This is a genomic window from Longimicrobium sp. (assembly GCA_036389135.1).
In the GTDB taxonomy this organism is placed as follows: Bacteria; Gemmatimonadota; Gemmatimonadetes; order Longimicrobiales; family Longimicrobiaceae; genus Longimicrobium.
The window spans coordinates 59,681-77,191 of sequence record DASVQP010000019.1 but is presented as its reverse complement, the minus strand read 5'-3'; the positions used below and the strand labels follow the sequence as shown (position 1 = coordinate 77,191).

Below are 17,511 nucleotides of genomic sequence, written 5' to 3'. Positions count from 1 at the left end.
CTCATTCGCAATCCTCACCAAGATCAAAAATTATGCTTCGGAGCTCTTCGAGTGCGCCGTCCAATTCATCGGCGGCTTCCTGCGCGAGTACAGCAGGATCCAGAACTGCTTCTGGGCTGTCATGGCGCTGATGGAGCCATGTGATGTCCAGATTGTTACCGTGGTTCGCAATCCAGTCCCTCGAGAATCGGCGGAAGCGCACGTTTTCTTCAACGCCGACTCGCGCCGCAAGGCTTGCACAGCCGCCGCACGGGTCAGCTCCGAATGCAGATTCGAATTCCGTGAAATGCTGTCGGTCTAGCGGTGTGCGCCTTCCAAACTGAGGCATGTTTGTTCTGAGATCGTAAATCCAAACTTCGCGTGTATTTGCGCGATCCTGCTCACCGCGCGTAAAGAACAGCACGTTAGTCTTGACGCCGTGGGCGTAGAATATCCCACTCGGAAGGCGCAGTATGGTATGGAGGTTGCATTTTTCCATCAGATCCTCTCGGACCTGGCGCCCAATAGTCCCTTCAAAGAGGACATTATCGGGTAAGACAACCGCTGCACGTCCGCCAGGCACTAACTTGAGGTAAATGTGCTGCAAAAACGAAAGCTGTTTGTTGCTTGTTGGAAACGGAAGATCCGTTCGTGATGGCAACCCACCACCACTCTTGTTCCCAAAGGGCGGATTGGTAAGCATCAGAGTCACTTTCGGAAGAGCTTGGCCTTGCGGGCCGAGTGTGTCACCGAAGTGAACTCCCCCTGTTGGAGATTCTGACTCAATTCCATGAAGCATCAGGTTCATAAGGGCGAGCCTATATGTGTCCTGAACGTGCTCCATGCCAACAAATGTGCCAGACCCATACTTGCGCCGTTGTTTACCCGACCATGCTGCGGAGTCACTGTGCTGACGAATGTACCGGTCAGCAGCAACTAAGAACCCACCTGTCCCAGCAGCCGGGTCCTGTATCGTATCATCCACCGTCGGCTTCATCACCGAAACCATACTGTCGATTAGGGGACGAGCGGTGAAATATTGGCCTGCACCACTCTTCTTCTCATTAGCGTTCTTCTGTAGTAAGCCTTCATAAACGTCGCCTAAACCCTCCTCCCGGGCTTGATACCAGTCGAGCTCGTCAATTCTTCGCACAAGGGTATTCAAATTATGTGGGTGGCGAAGAAGGGACGTCGGGTTCGCGAAAATCGCACGGACGCGCGGACTGCCACGCGTACCGAGGATCGCGAGCTGGTTTCGGTAAAAGTCGAACTGGTCCTCACCAGAAAGCTTTGTGAGGTCTCTCCATCTGTATCCCTGTGGCAAATCGATCTCTGCCCCAGTCTCTTCGGCCATCTTAAGAAACAGCAAATAAGTTAACTCGTTCACGTACTGGTGGTACGTGATTCCGTCGTCGCGGAGGACGTTGCAAAGGCTCCATAACTGCTGAACGATGTCTAGATCGTTTCCCATCTGCCTCGTCCGAGCGTGATCGACCGCACGTTGCAGCGCTGTGTGCGAACAGGCAACCGTGGGGACGCGTGTTTGTGCCTAAATTACCTAGATTCGCCTTCTAGGAGCCCGCTTTCAAGCTCCTCAGCAAAGGCGCGCAATTCTGCAGCACGCTGCCGTGTCAGCGACAAGAGGATCTGTTCCCAACCGGCGGGCGGGGATCGGTAACTTGTCGTACTTGGGTCGAGGCGCGCCTGTCGGATCGACTGAATAGACACGCCGGCTGCGTCCGCAATCTCTGCGTGGCTGATGCAGCCGCTCACGCGGTCTGTCGCCGTTTTGAAGTCCACGAGTTGTATATCTAAAGATTGACATACTCCCAACTGTCGATTATAGTATAGACAGCAGGGTATAAACCAAGGCTGGCTGTTCTCCCGCCAAGAAGACTCAGCCAGCCCATAGTCCCAAACGCCCACAGGGCGCCCGCTCTCCCAAACTACCCCTGCCGGGCGCCGAGGGTCAAGAGAGACGGAGGTGCACGATGTCCGAGGTGCAGAAGGGCGCCGCTCCCGCCGGCGCGAATACGGAGCAGGGCGGCTACCGAATCGTCAAACAGACGAAGAGCCGCTGGTGGGAGGTGCTCGATCCGGCGGGTGAGCTGGTGTGCCTGACGGTATACCGACGCGGGGCGAGAGAGGTGGTGCGGCGGTTGAGCGCGTGAGCATCGGCAGGCGTGTGGCAGCCAAGCGGGCCGGATCGAAACACCGATTCGGCCCGCCTTGGTACGTCCATGCTCGACTGCCGATGCTGCCCGGTACTCGCACGGTCGATGCACCGGCGGATCTGACGATGGCGCAGGCAGTCTCCGCACCCCGTGAGTAGTGGAAACGCAGAATGTCAGTCGACCCAGATCGCACCGAGCAGTGCGCCCGGAAGCGCAAGTGCCACACACCCCCCTGCAGCCCACGCCACGCGCTGAGTGCCTTCAAGGGTGGAATTCCTGTACGCGAGAATCCCGCCCACGGCGCATCCGATGGTTGCTCCGATCTTCAAGCCGCGCGCAGCCGACGCCATCCGCGCCCTCTCCACACGATCCGCTACCTCGAGGTGGCGTGAGGAGCTGCCCCCACGGCTCGCCGGCACGAGGTGAGGCTGCTGCATGTGCGCAGCAAAACGTTCAGCCCCGAGCCACGGCGCGGGCAACGGCGGCGTTTGGTCCCCCGGCGCCTGCTGCGCGGCGAGCCCGGAGTGAACCGAAAGGATGGCCACGGCGAAGAGCGCCATCCGCACAAATGTTAGCGGCCTAACCTGGGCCGACACTCGCATGAACTCCTCGTTCTGGTGACGGGTGATGGACGCCATCATTCACGCCGGTAGCCATGAAGGCGCGCAGCCACGAACGCAATCAGCAGCCGGCGCGCGATGCCCGGCTGCTGATTGCGGTCGTACGAAGGATCAGCCGTGGGTAATCACGCCATGACGGTTCAATTCGACAAAGCTCGACGACTCGAGCGCTTCTGTCACGGTGGTGAGGTTTCCTGTCAGGAGCACTTCGAGATCTGCATTGGCGATGTTGCCGGTCGCGATCAACAGCAGTTTTTCGGGTTGATGTCGCAGGATATGGGAATCGACGAAGTCGGCATCCTTTGTCACCACAACACGGTGCTCGCGATCAGCATGCGCCGTGATCGAAGAGTCCGCGGTGCGGTTCCCTTCAGGAAGGTCCAACGTGTGCAGCGCGTCGTGCCCATGGTCCCGCAGCCATGCCGCGAACCGCAGTGGAAGCTGCGCGTCGACCAAAAACTTCACGCGGCGAGCGGGTCGATCCGCTTCACGCGGCTGAGCTGCGCGGCATACTCGAGAACAGCCAGAATGTCCTCGCGCTCCAGATCCTCATAATCCGTGAGGATCTCCTCGTGCGTCATCCCCGCACTAAGAAGATCCAGGATCATTTCGACCGGGTAACGGAGACCCCGCACGGTCGGCTTCCCGTGGCAGATCGTGGGATCGATCTGGATGCGATCAAGGTGCTTGCTCATCGGTGCTCCCGTGAGTGCGTACGACTGTATCTCGGCGCGGCTTCTTCAGTCTACCGGAAGTATACAGTCTTCGCCAATGGCGAGGCCCGGTTCCGCGCCACAATCAGCGATACGCCTGTCCTTCGCCCACCTCCTCCCGCTCCATTTCGGGGATGCGCCAGGCGGCGATCAGGGTGAGGACGCCCAGGAGCGCGATGCTCCAGAAGACGATGTGCAGGCTCTGCGACAGGCCCGCGCGGAGCAGGTCGAGCACCTCCGGACTCAGGGCAGTGGACGGCGCGGACTCGCCCATCAGCGATTGGATGCTGTCCAGCGAGACGCGTCCTTCGAGGCCCTCGCGGCGGATGTAGCGCGCCATCATCAGGTTGAGGAGGCCGCCGAAGAGGGCCGCGCCCAGGGCGTTGCCCAGAATGCGCATCAGCATGTTGGATGCGGTGGCGACGCCGCGCTGGTTCCAGGGGACGCTGCTCTGGATGGCGACCAGCGACGTGCTGGTGAGGAGGCCCAATCCCACCCCCAGCACGAACGACCCGATCCCCGCCGGCACCGCGCCGAAGTCCGCCAGGAGCGCGATGGTCAGCGTTCCCGCGAGCACCGCCACGCCGCCCGCGCGCACGATCCGACGCACGCCCGTGGTCACGATGCGCCGCCCCGCGACGAAGGCGGCGAGCGGCCACCCCAGCGTCATTGCCGAGAGCGCGAAGCCGGCCATCAGCGCGGTCCCGCCCAGCACGCCCTGCACAAAGGTGGGCAAAAAGGTGACGATGCCGATCAGCAGGATCCCGGCGCCCAGCGTGGCGATGTTGCCGTAGCGAATGAGGCCGCTCGCCCACAGGTCCATCTGCATCAGCGGGTCGGGCGCGCGGCGTTCCTGCTTGATGAAGAGGTAGAAGGAGAGGACGAAGAGCGCCAGCAGCGCCGCCACGATCCCGATCCCCCACGTGCTGGCCTGGGTCAGCGCCAGCATCAGCGACCCGACGCCTACCAGCAGGAGGAGCGCGCCAGGGTAGTCGATGCTGCGCTCCTTCGGCTCCAGCCCCTCGTGCAGGTAGACCGCGACGAGCGCGATGGAGGCGATCCCCAGCGGCACGTTGACCCAGAAGATCCACGGCCACCCGATGCTGTGCACCAGCAGCCCGCCCGCCAGCGGCCCCACGATCGACGAGATCCCCCACACGCTGGAGATGTAGCCCTGGATGCGGCCGCGCTCCTCCAGCGTGTACAGGTCGCCGGCCAGCGTCGTGGTGATGGGCTGCACCGCCCCCGCGCCCAGCCCCTGGAGGAAGCGGTACGCGATCAGCGCCGTCATGGAGTGCGCGAAGCCGCACAGCACCGACCCCAGCAGCAGCACCACCACGCCCCCGATGAACACGGGCTTCCTTCCCACCAGGTCGGAGAGCTTGCCGAAGATGGGGATGGCGATGGCCTGCATCAGCAGGTACGACGAGAAGACCCAGCTGTAGAGCGCGAACCCGCCCAGCTCCGACGCGATGCTGGGCATGGCCGTGGCCACGATGGTCCCCTCGATGGCCGACATGAACATCGCCAGGAGGAGCCCGGTGAAGACGAGGGAGCGGTGGGTGGAGCGTTCCTTCACGCGACGATGCCGGACGAAAGTGAGCCCGGCCCTCCGGGTGGGCCGGGGGCCGGGTGCGCGGTGCGTTTGCATCCCCCGTACCGCTGAGGGCGGCGCGGCGTACAAGGTTCAAACAGAATGCCTCACGCGGAGACGCGGAGACGCAGAGAGAAACAACTGAAAGCCTCACACAGAGAACACAGAGGGAACTGCAAGCCACAGAGAAGCCCTCCTGCTGTTCTTCCTCTGTGGCTCTGTGCCTCCGTGTGAGCCATGTAGTTGCAGTTCTCCGCGCCCTCCGCGGCTCCGCGTGAGACCCGCTGTTTCAGCGCGGCGCCACGCGCACGGTCACGGGGGCGAACGAGTGGCCGATCTTGAACGCGCGCCGCTCCCCGCGCACCACGTAGTGCTCGCCGATGGACGCGGTGACGGTGACGGCGCCGTCCGAATCGGCCACCCAGCGATCGTGAAAGGTCACGGAGTCGCCCGGCGCGAGGCGGTAGCGCTCCCCGGCGACCCCGCACGGCCACGACTCGGAGGTCCGGTGCGCCACGCGGCTGCGGTCCGTGGGGCCGACGCTGAAGACGACGGCGGGGGTGCAGCGCGCCTCCACCTCGATCGGCTCGTCGAACGGGCTCGCGAGCGTGGCGGTTAGCCGCAGCGTGTCGCCGGCGCGCGGGGCGGCGGGGGAGGCGGCAAGGCGCAGCTCCAGCTCTGGGCGGTGCACGGAGGCGGTGGGGCAGGCGGCCAGGACGGCCAGGAGGAGCGCGGGGACGGTGCGTTTCATGGGTCGCGATGGAGCGCGGAGGAGGGTCGGCGGACGCCTGACGGTGCGGCTTGCGGGCGGAGTTTGCAAGGGGCGCGGGTGGCACGTGGCTGGCTCGCTTCTCGCGTTTGGAGCGGGGACATCCGGCGTTCGGCGCCCGGCTTTTCCGCCGGCACCGAAGCCCGTACCCGACCCGCGATGCTGCGCAACGTCACCCTTCGCTTCGGCGCCGCACCCGGCGAGCCCCCGCTCAGCTTCTCGCCGGGGCCGATGACGGTTTTCGTCGGTCCCAACAACTCCGGGAAGAGCCTGGCGCTGCGCGAGCTGGAGGCGCTGATCGAGAGCGGCGACCCCTCGCTCCTGCACATCGTGCGCTCCATCACCCCCCACCTTCCCGACGCGGAGACGGTGGAGCGGATGGTGCGCTCGCGCGAGGTGGAGGGCGAGCCGGTGGACGACGGATGGGTGCGCGTGCTGCGGCTGATGGCGCGCGACGAGGAGGGCGGGAAGCGGGCCACCGACCTGCTGGAGACTCCGCGCGCACAGCTCGTGAACCTGGCGGCGCTTCGGGCGGCGGTGGAGCACGGCGGCGGCCTCAGCGGCGAGGAGCTCCGCATGGTGAGCCGCGAGTTCCTGTCGCTCTTCACCCTGCGGCTGGACGGGCAGACGCGCCTCGCCCTTACGCAGCCGCGGCTCGCGGGCGACCTGCAGGCCAATCCCGCCAACCACCTGGCCGCGCTCTTCAGGGATGACGCGGCCCGCGAGCGCATCCGCCAGATCACGGCGGATGCGCTGGGGCTGTACTTCACCATCGACCCCACGGGGAGCCCGCGCTTCCGCATCCGCATGTCCGAGCGCGCGCCGCTGGACCTGGCGGAGGAGCAGGCGCTGGACGACCGTGCCCGCGCCTTCCACGGCCGCGCGCACGACATCGCCACCATGAGCGACGGAGTACGCGCCTTCACCGGGCTGACCGCGGCCGTGATGAGCGCCGACTACCGGCTGATGCTGGTGGACGAGCCGGAAGCCTTCCTCCACCCGCCGCTCATCCGCAAGCTGGGAAAGCGCCTCACGGAGCTCGCGGCCGAGCGCGGGGCGAACCTGCTGGCCTCCACGCACTCGCCGGATTTCGTAATGGGGTGCATCCAGAGCGGCAAGCGCGTGAACATCGTGCGCCTGACGTGGCGCTCGGGTGTCGCCAGCGCGCGCCTGCTCTCCGCCGACAAGCTGCAGACGATGATGCGCGACCCGCTACTCCGCTCCACGGGGGTGCTCGGGGCGCTCTTCCACGAGGGCGCCATCGTCTGCGAGGCGGACGCCGACCGCGTCTTCTACGCCGAGATGAACGAGCGGCTGCTGGGCGCGCGCCGCGGCGGGGCGGACGGCTGCGTCTTCCTCAACGCCCAGAACAAGCAGACGATCCGCCGCATCGTGCGCCCGCTGCGCGAGATGGGCATCCCCGCCGTGGCGATTGTGGACCTGGACATCTTCAAGGGGAAGGAGGACTTCCGCGAGCTGATGCGCGCCGGCTTCGTCCCCCCGGTCTTCTGGGAGCCGTGGGAGGAGCGCCGCAAGCGCCTCCACCAGGAGATGCGCAACGAGGACTACAAGTCGGGCGGCATCTACACGCTCCCGCGCGGTGCCCGCCAGCAGGCGGACGCGCTGCTGGCCGGGCTGGCCGAGTACGGCCTCTTCGTGGTGCCGGTGGGGGAGCTGGAGAACTGGCTGCCCGAGCTGGAGGTGGGCGGCCACGGGCCGGAGTGGCTGACGCAGGTCTTCCACCGCATGGGCACCGATCCCACCTCCCCCAACTACCAGCGGCCCGCGGGTGGCGGCGTGTGGAAGTTCATGCAGGGTTTGGCCACCTGGATCGCCGATCCCCACCGCCGCGGCATGGCCGACGAGGTCATCGACGTCGCCCACCAGATCGCCCCGCCCGAGGACGACGAGGACGTGGTCGCGGCGGAGGTGGTGGCGGAGCTGGGGCGGCGGGTGGGTTCGGCCGCGAGGACGGGACCGCGCAGGGAGCGGGTGGAGCGAAAGGAGCGGAAGCCGGCGGCGTGAGGGGCCCTCTCCCCCAGCGTCGCTCCGCGACGGATACCCTCCCCCGAAAACCGCCCTGGGGGAGGGGGCATTTGCATGCATGGGTGCGAGGCGGCAGGGTTCGCCGCGGGGGCGGGCACGGGCCGCCACGTGGGGCGGCCCCTACGGGACCCGTGCGAGGGGCGACGGTCGAGGTGGGGCAGGCGGCGGGCGCGATAAATCGCGCCCCTACGCGTTTCCGGGACCGGAAGGCTCGCGCGGAAAGGCCGCGATCTCCCCCCTCTCCCAGCGGTTTGGGAGAGGGGGGCCGGGGGGGTGAGGGGACCCGACTACAACAACCCCCGCCGCTTCACGTCCAGATACCTGTTCACCGCCGACGGCACCGCGTCTGTCGGGCGGGTGTCGGCGACGAGGACGCCGGCGCGCTGCATGGCGGCGAGGGCGGCGGCGCGGGCCTGGAGGAGCTCCTCGGCGGCGGCGCGGCGGAAGACGTCGGCCTCGTCCTTTGCGTCCAGGGTGGCGGCGGCTTCCAGCTCGGGGTTGCGGATGGCGACGGCGATGGGGAGGTGCCGCTCCGCCGCGCGCCCCAGGTGCGCCACCAGCGCGGACGATGCGCGCGCATCGATGATGTCCGTGAACATCACCAGCAGTGAGCGGCGGCGGAGCTGGTGCGCCAGGTAGGTGAACGCCGCCGGATAGTTGGGCTCCACCATCTTCGCGTGCACGTCGCCCAGCGCGTCCGCCATGCGCGAGAGCGACGCCTTGCTCGGCGGCAGGTACTGCGTCACGCGGTCGCTGAAGACGAGGAGCCCCACCAGGTCGCCGTGCAGCGCCGCCACGTCCGCCAGCAGCAGGGCGGCGGTGAGCGCGTAGTCCAGCCGCTCCTGGCCGCCGATCTTCTGCGTCATGAGGCGGCCGGCGTCGATGGCGATCATCACGTTCTGCCGCTTCTCCACCTGGAACTGGCGCACGATCATCTGCCCGCGGCGCGCGCTGGCTTTCCAATCCATGCTGCGCGGGTCGTCGCCGCGCACGTATTCGCGCAGGCTCTCGAACGAGCCGCCCTCGCCGCGCTGGCGGACGGCGCGGAAGCCGGCGTCGCGCAGCCGGTTGTGGAGGCCCAGGAGGCGGTAGCGGCGCAGCTCGGCCACTCCCGGCTGCACGCGCACGGCGTCCTCGCGCGGGATGCGGCGCTGCCTCCACGCCAGCCCCAGCGGGCCCAGGACGCGCAGGTGCACGTCGCCGAACAGCTCGTCGCCGCGGCGGGCGGCGCGGACGCGGTAGGTGGCGCGCTCCGTGTGGCCGGGGCGGATGGTGAGATCGCGCACGTCGCCGTCCAGCCGCGACAGGATCGGCGGGAGGTCGTCCGTGAGGCGCAGGTGGGCCGGGCGGGGGCCGTTGTTCTGGACGGAGAGCGTGACCTCCGCCTCGGCGTTCAGCGAGACGCGGCGGGGCGCGCGCCGCTCCACCCGCAGCGCGCGCGGCGCCAGGATGGCATCCACCGCGAAGAGGACCAGGAGGAGGGCATCCGCCGCCAGCGCTCCCGCGGTGCTCAGCGGATGGAGGAGCGCCGCGCCGGCGAGCACGATGAGGAAGCGGTGCGACGGAAGGACGCCGGGCGCCCATTCCCGGCGGGGCCTGGGGCTCACCGGGTGGGCGCCGGAAGCGTCTGCAGGAGCCCGTTCAGCCGCTCGTCCACCGTCTGCCCCTCCACCTCGGCCTCGGGGGTCAGGATCACCCGGTGGCGGAGGACGGGGAGGACGAGCGCCTTCACGTCGTCCGGCGTCACGAAGTCGCGGCCGGAGAGGAAGGCTTCGGCGCGCGAGGCGAGAAAGAGCGTCACGCTCGCCCGCGGCGACGCGCCCAGCGCAAGCGTCGGCTCCTCGCGGGTCGCGCGGACGATGCGGGTGACGTAGTCGCGCACCGCCGGCTCCACGTGCACCGCCGCGACCGCCTGCCGCAGGCCGATCAGCTCGGCGGCCGTCATCATGGGCGCCAGGCCGTAGCTCTCCACGCGGTCGGCGCTGAAGCCCTCGGCGTAGCGGTCCAGGATGGCGCGCTCCGCGTCCTGGCTCGGGTAGCCGATGACGATCTTGAGCAGGAAACGGTCGAGCTGCGCCTCGGGGAGCGGGTACGTCCCCTCGTACTCCACCGGGTTCTGCGACGCGAAGACGGTGAAGGAGGCGGGGAGGACGCGCGTCCTGCCGTCCACCGTCACCTGCCGCTCGGCCATCGCCTCCAGCAGGGCGGCCTGCGTCTTGGCGGGGGCGCGGTTGATCTCGTCGGCAAGCAGGAGGTCGGTGAAGATGGGCCCGGGGTGGTAGACGAACTCGCGCTTCAGCTCGTCCAGCATGTTGACGCCCACCAGGTCGGTGGGCATCAGGTCCGGGGTGAACTGCACCCGCCCGAAGCGCAGCTCCAGCGCCAGCGCCAGCGAGCGGATGGAGAGCGTCTTCGCGGTGCCGGGGACCCCTTCCATCAGGGCGTGCCCGCCGGCCAGCAGCGCCACCATCATCTGGCGGAGCACGTCTTCCTGCCCCAGCACCACGGTGCCCAGCCGGTCCAGCACGGCCTGCGCGCGGTCGCTGGGAGCGGCCGGCGTTTCCAGGATCGTCACGTTCGTTTCGCCTCTTCCAGGAGTCGGTCCACGTCGCGTGAGAGCGCCACCAGGTCGGCGGCGTCTCCCTTCTTCCATTCTTCCCTGAGCGCCGCCGCCGCGGGACCGGCGGAGGCGAACGAGGTGAGCTTCTCCAGCGTCTCGCGCTCGCCGGCGCCCTCGCGCGGCGGGCGGCGGCCCATGCGGCGCGCCAGCCCGGCCAGCAGCAGGCGTCGCGCGGTGCGCCGTGCGCCGCCCTGCCGGTACGCGCCCGCCAGCGCCTCCACGTGCTCCAGCGGCGAGCGCCGCAGCGCGGGCGCAGGCGCCAGGGGAGCGCCGAAGCGCCGCCCCGCCAGCAGGAGGAGCCCCAGCGCCGCCGCGAACCACTGCAGCGCGGCGTGCCCCCAGGGCCGGTCGCGCAGAAAGCGCAGCGTCCCCGCCACGGCGCTGCCGCCGCCACGGTATCCGTGGTGGTACTCGTCGAAGTACACCGTGCGCCCGCCTTGCGCCAGCTCCGCCGCCGCCCGCGCGAACACCGGCGCCGCGCCGCTCCCGCGCAGCGTGTCGTTGACGAGCGGGCGCGGATCGCTCCACGCCACCACCCGCCCGCGTCCCAGGGGGAAGGTGGCCGCCACGGGCCGCTCGCCCACCGCCAGCAGCCGCGCCGCGCCGGCCCGCGCCAGGGCGGGGGAGCGGGGCGCAAAGGTGCGGCGGAATCCGTCCACTCTAACCACTCCCGCCGTCCACGCGTGGCGCACGGGGACGGCGGGGCGCATCACGTTTTCCGAGCCCCACGTCCGCAGCGTGTCGCCCTCCAGGTCGCGGAGCTGCAGCCCGAGCGTGTCGGCGACGTCGTCCCGCCGCCCGGCGACGTAGATAAGCGTGCCGCCGGCGCGCACCCACTGCGCCAGCGAGTGGAGCTCGGCGGGGGAGACCCCCTCGCTCGGATCCAGCAGCACCAGCGTCCCCGAGAGCGAATCCGCGTCCGCAAAGGGCGTCAGGCGGCGCCCCGTCTTCATCTTCAGGCGGCCCAGCAGGTCGTGCAGCGCCCGCGTCCCCCACTGCGTGGAGTGGAAGGAGGAGGGGCGCGGATCGGCCGATTCCTGCCGCCGCGGGGTGGCGAGGGTGGAGAGGAGGGCGACCACGAGGAAGAGGAGCCCCAGCACCAGCAGCTCGCGGCGGCTACCCACGGGCGCCCGCCTCGCCGGCGGCGGCGCGGAGCCGCTCGTAGCCGTCCAGGTCCAGCGCCCGCCCGCCGAACACCACCGGCTCAAAGCCGCGCACGAACGCGGCGAAGGGGCGCGCCACCTCGGGGTTGGCCCTCACCTCGCGGCGGTAGTCGCCCGGCGTCTTGGCCGGGTCGAAGCGCAGCGCGCCGCGGGCGTCCAGCCGCAGCACCAGCGCGTTGTACAGCGCCAGCGACGCGTCTCGCAGGCGCCCCTCGGCCGCGGCACGGCGAGCCGTGCCCTCCCAGTCCGCAGCGGTGCGCGGGCCCCTCAGCGCCTCGCCCTCGTCGCCGGGGCCGGCGCCGCGCTCGCGCGAGAAGGCGACGCCGCTGGTGTAGAAGAGGTGCGCCAGGAGGCCGAGGGCGGCCGCGGCCAGGAGCACCACCATGATGTAGAAGACGACGGGCCCCGCGTTCTCGAGGGCGCCGATGCCGCTCAGGCGGTCGATGATCCAGCTGAACGCCCTGCCGATCTGCTCCCCGATCAGCTCCATCAGCCCTGGCGGCTTCGTGTCTGCCACGAACTCCGGCTGCGCGTACACCTCGCGGAGCGCGTGATCGACCTGCTCGGCACCGGGAAGCTGCATCGTCACCCCTCCAGCGCGATCCGCTGCATCGCCACCTGCACGTCCATGGCGTCGACGCGCACGCGGCGGTCGAAGTACAGCAGCGTGAGGGCGGCGGTGGTCAGCGGCAGCGTCAGGATCAGGATCAGCTGCTCGGCGACGTGCCTCAGCCCCGAATCCGCGTACCCCCTTCCCAGCCACTCCCCGAACACCAGCTGCGCCAGAACGGGGAGCCGCGCGATCACGGTCAGCACCGCCATCATCCCCAGGATCCGCCACCCCGCCCCGCGCGAAAGGTGTGAGGAACGATGCCGCGCCTCACTCGGGGTGGTGTCTTCGAGAACCGCGGTCTGCGAAACCGCGAAGTAGCGAACGGAGGCGATGATTCCCGGAACGATGAACGCGATGAAGCCCAGCAGGGTCACGAGCCCGGCTACCACCACCGCGCGCAGCTGCGTCCAGTAGCGTGCGCGCGCCGTGGCGAACGCGCGGCGGACGTCCACCGGCAGCCCGTCGTACGCGTCGGCCGTGGCGCAGATGAGCGCGCCGGTCGCCAGGAGGCCCGGGAGCACGCCCACGGCCGCGATCAGCATCCATGCGGCGGTGGCTTTCACGCCGCCCGCCACGAGCAGGAGCTGGCACGCCAGCACGGGCGCCAGCGGAAGGGCCGACATCGCGAGGAAGGCGGCGAAGTTGCGGCGATAGAGGACGAATGCGCCGTCCAGGATCTCCCCGAACCCGAGCGGCCGAAGGTTCGGCTGGTACATGGAGCCGACGCCGCCGAGCACGGAGGCAGGTGCGTTCACCCGGCCGTGACGGTGTCGGCCGAGAGCGCGTCGGCGGCGAGCTGCACGTCGAACGCCTCCGTGCGCACGCGGCGGTCGAAGTACAGGATCACGAGCGAGGCGATCATGAACGGGGTGGTCAGCGCGCTCATCACCGAGTTCGCGATCTGCTGGATCCAGAAGCTCCCGGCGCTGGGAACCGCCCCCGGGTTGGTGAACGCCGCGAAGCCGCCCGTCACCGCCATCACGAAGATCATGGGCAGGAAGATGATGACGAAGGTGACGGCCAGGATCCCCGCCACCCGCGGGATGGCCCCCTTCGACAGCTGGAAGGAGCGTCCGATGGCCTGGGCGGGCCCCTTCTTCTCGATCACGATCGCCGGCATCACGGCGAACAGGGTGGACCATGCGGCGAACGTCGCCAGGAGCGCCAGGAGCAGCACGGGCACCATGAGCACCACCGAGACGGTCTGGCTCCCGATGCCCATGCCGATCGCCCCGAGGATCCCCGCCACCAGAGCACCGACCACGACGATGCCGAACATGCTCACGACCAGGATCAGGTACACCAGGATCATGGAGCCCAGAAGCGGTAAGAAGGCCCGCATACCGCGGCGGTAGCCGTCGCCCAGCGAGACCTCGCCGCCGGTCCATGCCTCGCCCGCCATGCGGGTGAGCGCGGCCCACATCACGATCCCCGCGACGAACCCCAGCAGCGCGATGGGGATCATGGCCGCGCCGAACGCGGCGGGCGCTTCCTCCGCCCCCGCGGAAAACGCGGAGCGGGCCAGGAGGCCGGTCAGGAGCATGGTGGGGATGAGCGGGACCAGCGCCGCGGCCACCAGCGTGACGAAGTGGCGCCGGTACAGGCTGAATGCGCCGTCAAGGATCTCCCCGAACGACAGGGGACGGAGGTGGGCCATGCTCATGATGGGGGAAGGGCGCGGGGGGAAGAGGGCATACGGCGGGACGCCCATTCTAGGCCATTCGCGTGCCGGGTGTCAACCTCGGCGGGAACGGATGGGTGTCAGCGGACGCGCACCCGCACCGGCCGCGACGCCCCCTCGTCCAGCGGGCGGTGCTGCTCGTCGGACCAGGTGAGCTGGAGCGTCTGCTCGCCGCCGGGGAGCGCGGGCACGGTCCAGCGGTAGCGGGTGCCCCCCAGCGGCTGAACGGCGCCGGACGGGGCCATCAGCTCGGCGCCGCCCGCGCGCAGGTGGACGTGCCGCCCCGCCGCGTTCCACCCCATCGGCCCCGCCTCCAGCCGCGTCCCCGCGTCGAACACCACCGCCAGCGGCAGCGTCACCTCCGCCCCTTCGCGCGGCTCGATGAGGGTGATGGCGGGCGCGGCGGCGGGCCGGTCCGCCCCCGTGTCCGCGGGCCCGCCCCGGAACAGAAAGAACAGCGCCAGCGCCGCCAGCGCCGCCGCCGCCATCCCGTACACCCGGTCCATCACGAGCGGCCCCGCGTCTGCGTCGCTGGTCATCTTCACTGTGTGCAGGTGTTGTCGAGCACCCAAGATGCCGGTGCGGCGCGTGGCGCGCGAGTGGCTGTCCGTACTTCTCCCAGGCAGGTGCATCCATCCCCAGGAACGCGAAACAGCAAGCGATCGAAATGATCCAGCGGCTCCCGCAGGACGCCAGCATGGAAGACGTGATGCGGCAGCTCCATCTCCTCACGAAGGTGCAGCGCGGCCTGTCGCAGATCGAGGCTGGGCAGGTGATCGAGCACGACGAAGCAAAACGACGCCTGGGACGCTGATCGGTTCCACACAGAAAACGTAGAGGGTAGTCTCGGTGTGACTCGATGCAACCCTCGAACAGTCGCTCGCATCGTTCACCCGCATGCGTCCGGTCGGCCTTCCTTGAATTTCGCGCCGCGCTTCTGGAGAACGGCACGGACCGTCGCCGTAGCATCGGGCGCCCGCACACTCGCATCGCACTCTCATTAGACGGTCCGCGCGCCGAAGATGCGGCCGTCACACGTGTGTTTCACCCACTACATGTGTTTCCCGCCAGCCTTGGCCATTAGGTCCCGACCGACTACATACAATCGGTGCCCGCCGCGCTGAGAATCGTTGGGCGCGGATTGCTGGGCTCGTGTGAGTCTCTGCGGAGCGGTAGCCACGTTGTGGTAGAAAGGAGAGAACTACCACATCCCGGTTTCATGCCGTAGTTCCCACCCATTACAATCCTCCGGCAGTTCATTGGCCGCTTATTCACGCGAGGGGAAGTGATGCAGAAGAGCGGGTGCTGGCTAGCCGCTCGCCTCCGTGCGACGTGCCTACTCCTGGTGTGTGGGGGAGCAGCGTGCGGGCGAGCACCGGCGCAGAATCAGAGACCAAACCCGAGAGGGCAGGAGTGCAGGGTGTCTGCGAGGGCGCCCCGGCCAGTCAGGCTACCTGATGGTTCGCGCATCCTGTTCGATGCGAGCAGCATGGCTGTTCAGGGGAACTCCGTGCTGATTCTGGGCTCCCCTGCTTACGTGTTCAATGGTCCGAGTAACACAACGGGCGCCACCGTGATCGGAATATTGCGTGACGGAGACGGGAAGATCTCGACCGTTCCGGCCCCGATATCCACCGACAGCGTGCGTGTTCCGCAAGCAATTGCCGCAAAGGGGGGTGGCTGGCATGTGCTATTCGCTACAGGCACGCGCGGCACTAAGTGGAACCTCTTCGCATACGAGACGGCTGACATATGGTACGCGCATTTTGACGGCCAAAAGTGGACTGGAACGCAGCGTGTGGCGCGGGCTCGCTCCGCGACGGTTTCGCCCCGCTTCGCCAGCAGTCCGATAGAAGCAGATCAGGGGCTCGCCTTCGCCTACATCTATGACCGCTCCTCCGAGCTGCGCTCCAATGCGGAGGGCAATCAGGGCCTGGTCATGTTAGTCAGACGTCCGAGCGGTTGGACGGCCGATACCCTGCGGACCTGGGAAGCACCAGAGTCAGTCCATCTCACCGCGATCAACGGGCGCGTACGTGCGTTCATCGCGCAGTCATACTTCACGGGCGGACGTCCGCACGGTCCCGCTCTATTCGCTGCCGATTACAACGATGGCTGGGGAACTCCACGGCTGGTCGACGACCCCGCGCCAGAGTACGTGCCCGAGGTCATGAAGACCGCGGGCGGCGAAAACGCACGCGGGGTATCGTGGCTCAAAGCGGCTCGGGGACCCGAGAAAAGACGCCTCGTGTGGGAGGCGCATGATGACGAGGGTAACGTTCAGCGATCGATCATTACACAAGTAGATCCGCAGGACACACCGGCGATTGTCGGGCTCGCGGATCGAACAATGGTGTGGCTGACCCGCGATGAGGACTCACGTGAACGGCTGAGAGTGTACGTTGCGGCGGACACCCGTGTCCGGGATGCCGGTACCGTGGCCGTGCCCCTGATGAACTTTGTTACGAGTGCGGTCCCGCTGAAGGATGGGCGAGTCCTGATATTTACGGGCGGACCTGATCCAACACCAGGCGCGGAGCCGCCATTCGCAAGTTATCTCACGGAAATCGCCGTGGGATGCACCGTCGACCGCCGCTGATGCGGGCGACGAATCCTTCACCGGGAGCAGATTATGGGACTTAGGCGAGCAGTGCTCACCCTGCTGTTGTTCACCGCTGGATGTGCGGATGCCGCGCGACTGACGGAGGCCTCGGCGTTGAAACCTGGGCCGGTCCTAAAAAATTACGCGTGGGCGGAGGACCGGTATCCCACTGAGGACGAGTTTGCCACCCACGGTGGTGAGTCGTCGGCGACGGCGTCTTACCCGCAGGCGGGGTTCTCCGGCAATACGTGGACTGCTAGCACTGAGGTGAATTTCACCTGGGTCAACAACGCAAGCGCAAAGCTCCGTGTGAGTCTGGTCGATACCGAAGGAAAGGAGGTGAATTGGTCGGAGGCTGGATACGACAACTCGATGTACCGTCCGTTCAACTATGGCCCGCATACAATCACCGCGTCCGTGGACGCGGCCCTTCACCAGTGTGGTGTCACGGGCAAGTCAAAGATTACGATGAGCGCCTCATTGTACCTCGTCAACGTCTTGCAAAATTATAATCCCACCCGTGTTTGGTCGACGGGCTACTCCTACAACGGCACTGACGTCTCCCGGCCCGCCTGCCCACCAGCGCCGTGCCCCGACGGCGGGTCAGGCGTTGCAGAAGGGGACAGGGTACGATGCCCACGTGAGGAGAATCAGCCGGCGGATGGTGGTGGTGGTGGTGGTGGTGGCGGAGATTGCTGGGACTGCCTCGATGAACCTCCACAGGGAACGTACTGTCGCGTGAAGTACTGGTACTGGTTGGACACCGGTGAAGTCTTCGACTATACCATTCTTTGGTGCGCGTGAGGGTGATCGCACGCTATCCGTAACCCACTTCGTTCACGGTGACCATGCGCATTCAGATTTTCGCTCTGCTCCTGTCGCTCCTGGCAGTGGGTACTTCCGCAGCGCAATCCAGAGGCGTTGCTCCGGCACGCCA

At 67.8% G+C, this 17,511-nt stretch carries 16 protein-coding genes; 4 read left to right on the top strand and 12 right to left on the bottom strand.

The annotated features are described in order from the left end of the window. Position 1 precedes the first annotated feature (1 nt). Positions 2–1,450, bottom strand: coding sequence for an N-6 DNA methylase (locus tag VF584_03810; GenBank protein HEX8209291.1), 1,449 nt, complete (start codon positions 1,448–1,450; stop codon positions 2–4). 520 nt (positions 1,451–1,970) lie between these two features. On the opposite strand from VF584_03810, the gene VF584_03805 reads away from it, so the two are divergent. After that, positions 1,971–2,150 carry a hypothetical protein gene (locus tag VF584_03805; GenBank protein HEX8209290.1) on the top strand — a complete coding sequence of 60 codons (180 nt, stop codon included), beginning with the start codon at positions 1,971–1,973 and terminating at the stop codon, positions 2,148–2,150. Positions 2,151–2,884: 734 nt separating this feature from the next. Here the strand turns inward: VF584_03805 and VF584_03800 are convergent. The 4 genes from VF584_03800 to VF584_03785 all read right to left on the bottom strand — a co-directional run bounded on the left by VF584_03800 (position 2,885) and on the right by VF584_03785 (position 5,831). Further along, positions 2,885–3,238 carry a DUF5615 family PIN-like protein gene (locus tag VF584_03800; protein ID HEX8209289.1) on the bottom strand — a complete coding sequence of 118 codons (354 nt, stop codon included), beginning with the start codon at positions 3,236–3,238 and terminating at the stop codon, positions 2,885–2,887. Further along, positions 3,235–3,468 (bottom strand): DUF433 domain-containing protein, encoded by a 234-nt coding sequence (locus VF584_03795; GenBank protein ID HEX8209288.1) that lies wholly within the window; start codon positions 3,466–3,468, stop codon positions 3,235–3,237. The genes VF584_03800 and VF584_03795 overlap by 4 nt, the downstream gene beginning before the upstream one ends. A 103-nt stretch (positions 3,469–3,571) precedes the next feature. Further along, a complete protein-coding gene (locus VF584_03790) occupies positions 3,572–5,065 on the bottom strand; it encodes an MFS transporter (protein ID HEX8209287.1) in 1,494 nt (497 codons plus the stop codon). A gap of 304 nt (positions 5,066–5,369) precedes the next feature. Continuing rightward, positions 5,370–5,831, bottom strand: coding sequence for a hypothetical protein (locus VF584_03785; protein ID HEX8209286.1), 462 nt, complete (start codon positions 5,829–5,831; stop codon positions 5,370–5,372). 177 nt (positions 5,832–6,008) lie between these two features. On the opposite strand from VF584_03785, the gene VF584_03780 reads away from it, so the two are divergent. Continuing rightward, complete coding sequence (locus tag VF584_03780; GenBank protein HEX8209285.1) at positions 6,009–7,874, top strand: AAA family ATPase; 1,866 nt, start codon at positions 6,009–6,011, stop codon at positions 7,872–7,874. A gap of 308 nt (positions 7,875–8,182) precedes the next feature. On the opposite strand, the gene VF584_03775 is transcribed toward VF584_03780, so the two are convergent. From VF584_03775 to VF584_03745, 7 genes are all read right to left on the bottom strand, one after another. Beyond that, positions 8,183–9,502, bottom strand: coding sequence for a DUF58 domain-containing protein (locus VF584_03775; protein ID HEX8209284.1), 1,320 nt, complete (start codon positions 9,500–9,502; stop codon positions 8,183–8,185). Next, entirely contained in the window at positions 9,499–10,470 is a 972-nt protein-coding gene (locus VF584_03770; GenBank protein ID HEX8209283.1) for a MoxR family ATPase, read from the bottom strand. Before VF584_03770 ends, VF584_03775 begins: the two co-directional genes overlap by 4 nt. Beyond that, entirely contained in the window at positions 10,467–11,639 is a 1,173-nt protein-coding gene (locus VF584_03765; protein HEX8209282.1) for a DUF4350 domain-containing protein, read from the bottom strand. Before VF584_03765 ends, VF584_03770 begins: the two co-directional genes overlap by 4 nt. Continuing rightward, entirely contained in the window at positions 11,632–12,261 is a 630-nt protein-coding gene (locus VF584_03760) for a DUF4129 domain-containing protein (GenBank protein HEX8209281.1), read from the bottom strand. Before VF584_03760 ends, VF584_03765 begins: the two co-directional genes overlap by 8 nt. Positions 12,262–12,263: 2 nt before the next feature. Further along, the gene (locus VF584_03755; GenBank protein ID HEX8209280.1) at positions 12,264–13,046 is read right to left on the bottom strand and encodes a hypothetical protein; all 783 of its coding nucleotides are present in this window, start codon (positions 13,044–13,046) and stop codon (positions 12,264–12,266) included. After that, the gene (locus VF584_03750) at positions 13,043–13,948 is read right to left on the bottom strand and encodes a hypothetical protein (protein HEX8209279.1); all 906 of its coding nucleotides are present in this window, start codon (positions 13,946–13,948) and stop codon (positions 13,043–13,045) included. The genes VF584_03755 and VF584_03750 overlap by 4 nt, the downstream gene beginning before the upstream one ends. Before the next feature lie 104 nt (positions 13,949–14,052). Beyond that, the gene (locus VF584_03745; GenBank protein HEX8209278.1) at positions 14,053–14,511 is read right to left on the bottom strand and encodes a hypothetical protein; all 459 of its coding nucleotides are present in this window, start codon (positions 14,509–14,511) and stop codon (positions 14,053–14,055) included. A gap of 128 nt (positions 14,512–14,639) precedes the next feature. Here VF584_03745 and VF584_03740 point away from each other — a divergent pair, with 128 nt between their 5' ends. Together VF584_03740 and VF584_03735 are read left to right on the top strand one after the other, a co-directional pair. Continuing rightward, positions 14,640–14,786 carry a hypothetical protein gene (locus VF584_03740; protein ID HEX8209277.1) on the top strand — a complete coding sequence of 49 codons (147 nt, stop codon included), beginning with the start codon at positions 14,640–14,642 and terminating at the stop codon, positions 14,784–14,786. Positions 14,787–15,482: 696 nt separating this feature from the next. Continuing rightward, a complete protein-coding gene (locus VF584_03735) occupies positions 15,483–16,571 on the top strand; it encodes a hypothetical protein (protein ID HEX8209276.1) in 1,089 nt (362 codons plus the stop codon). The last annotated feature ends 940 nt before the right edge of the window (positions 16,572–17,511 follow it).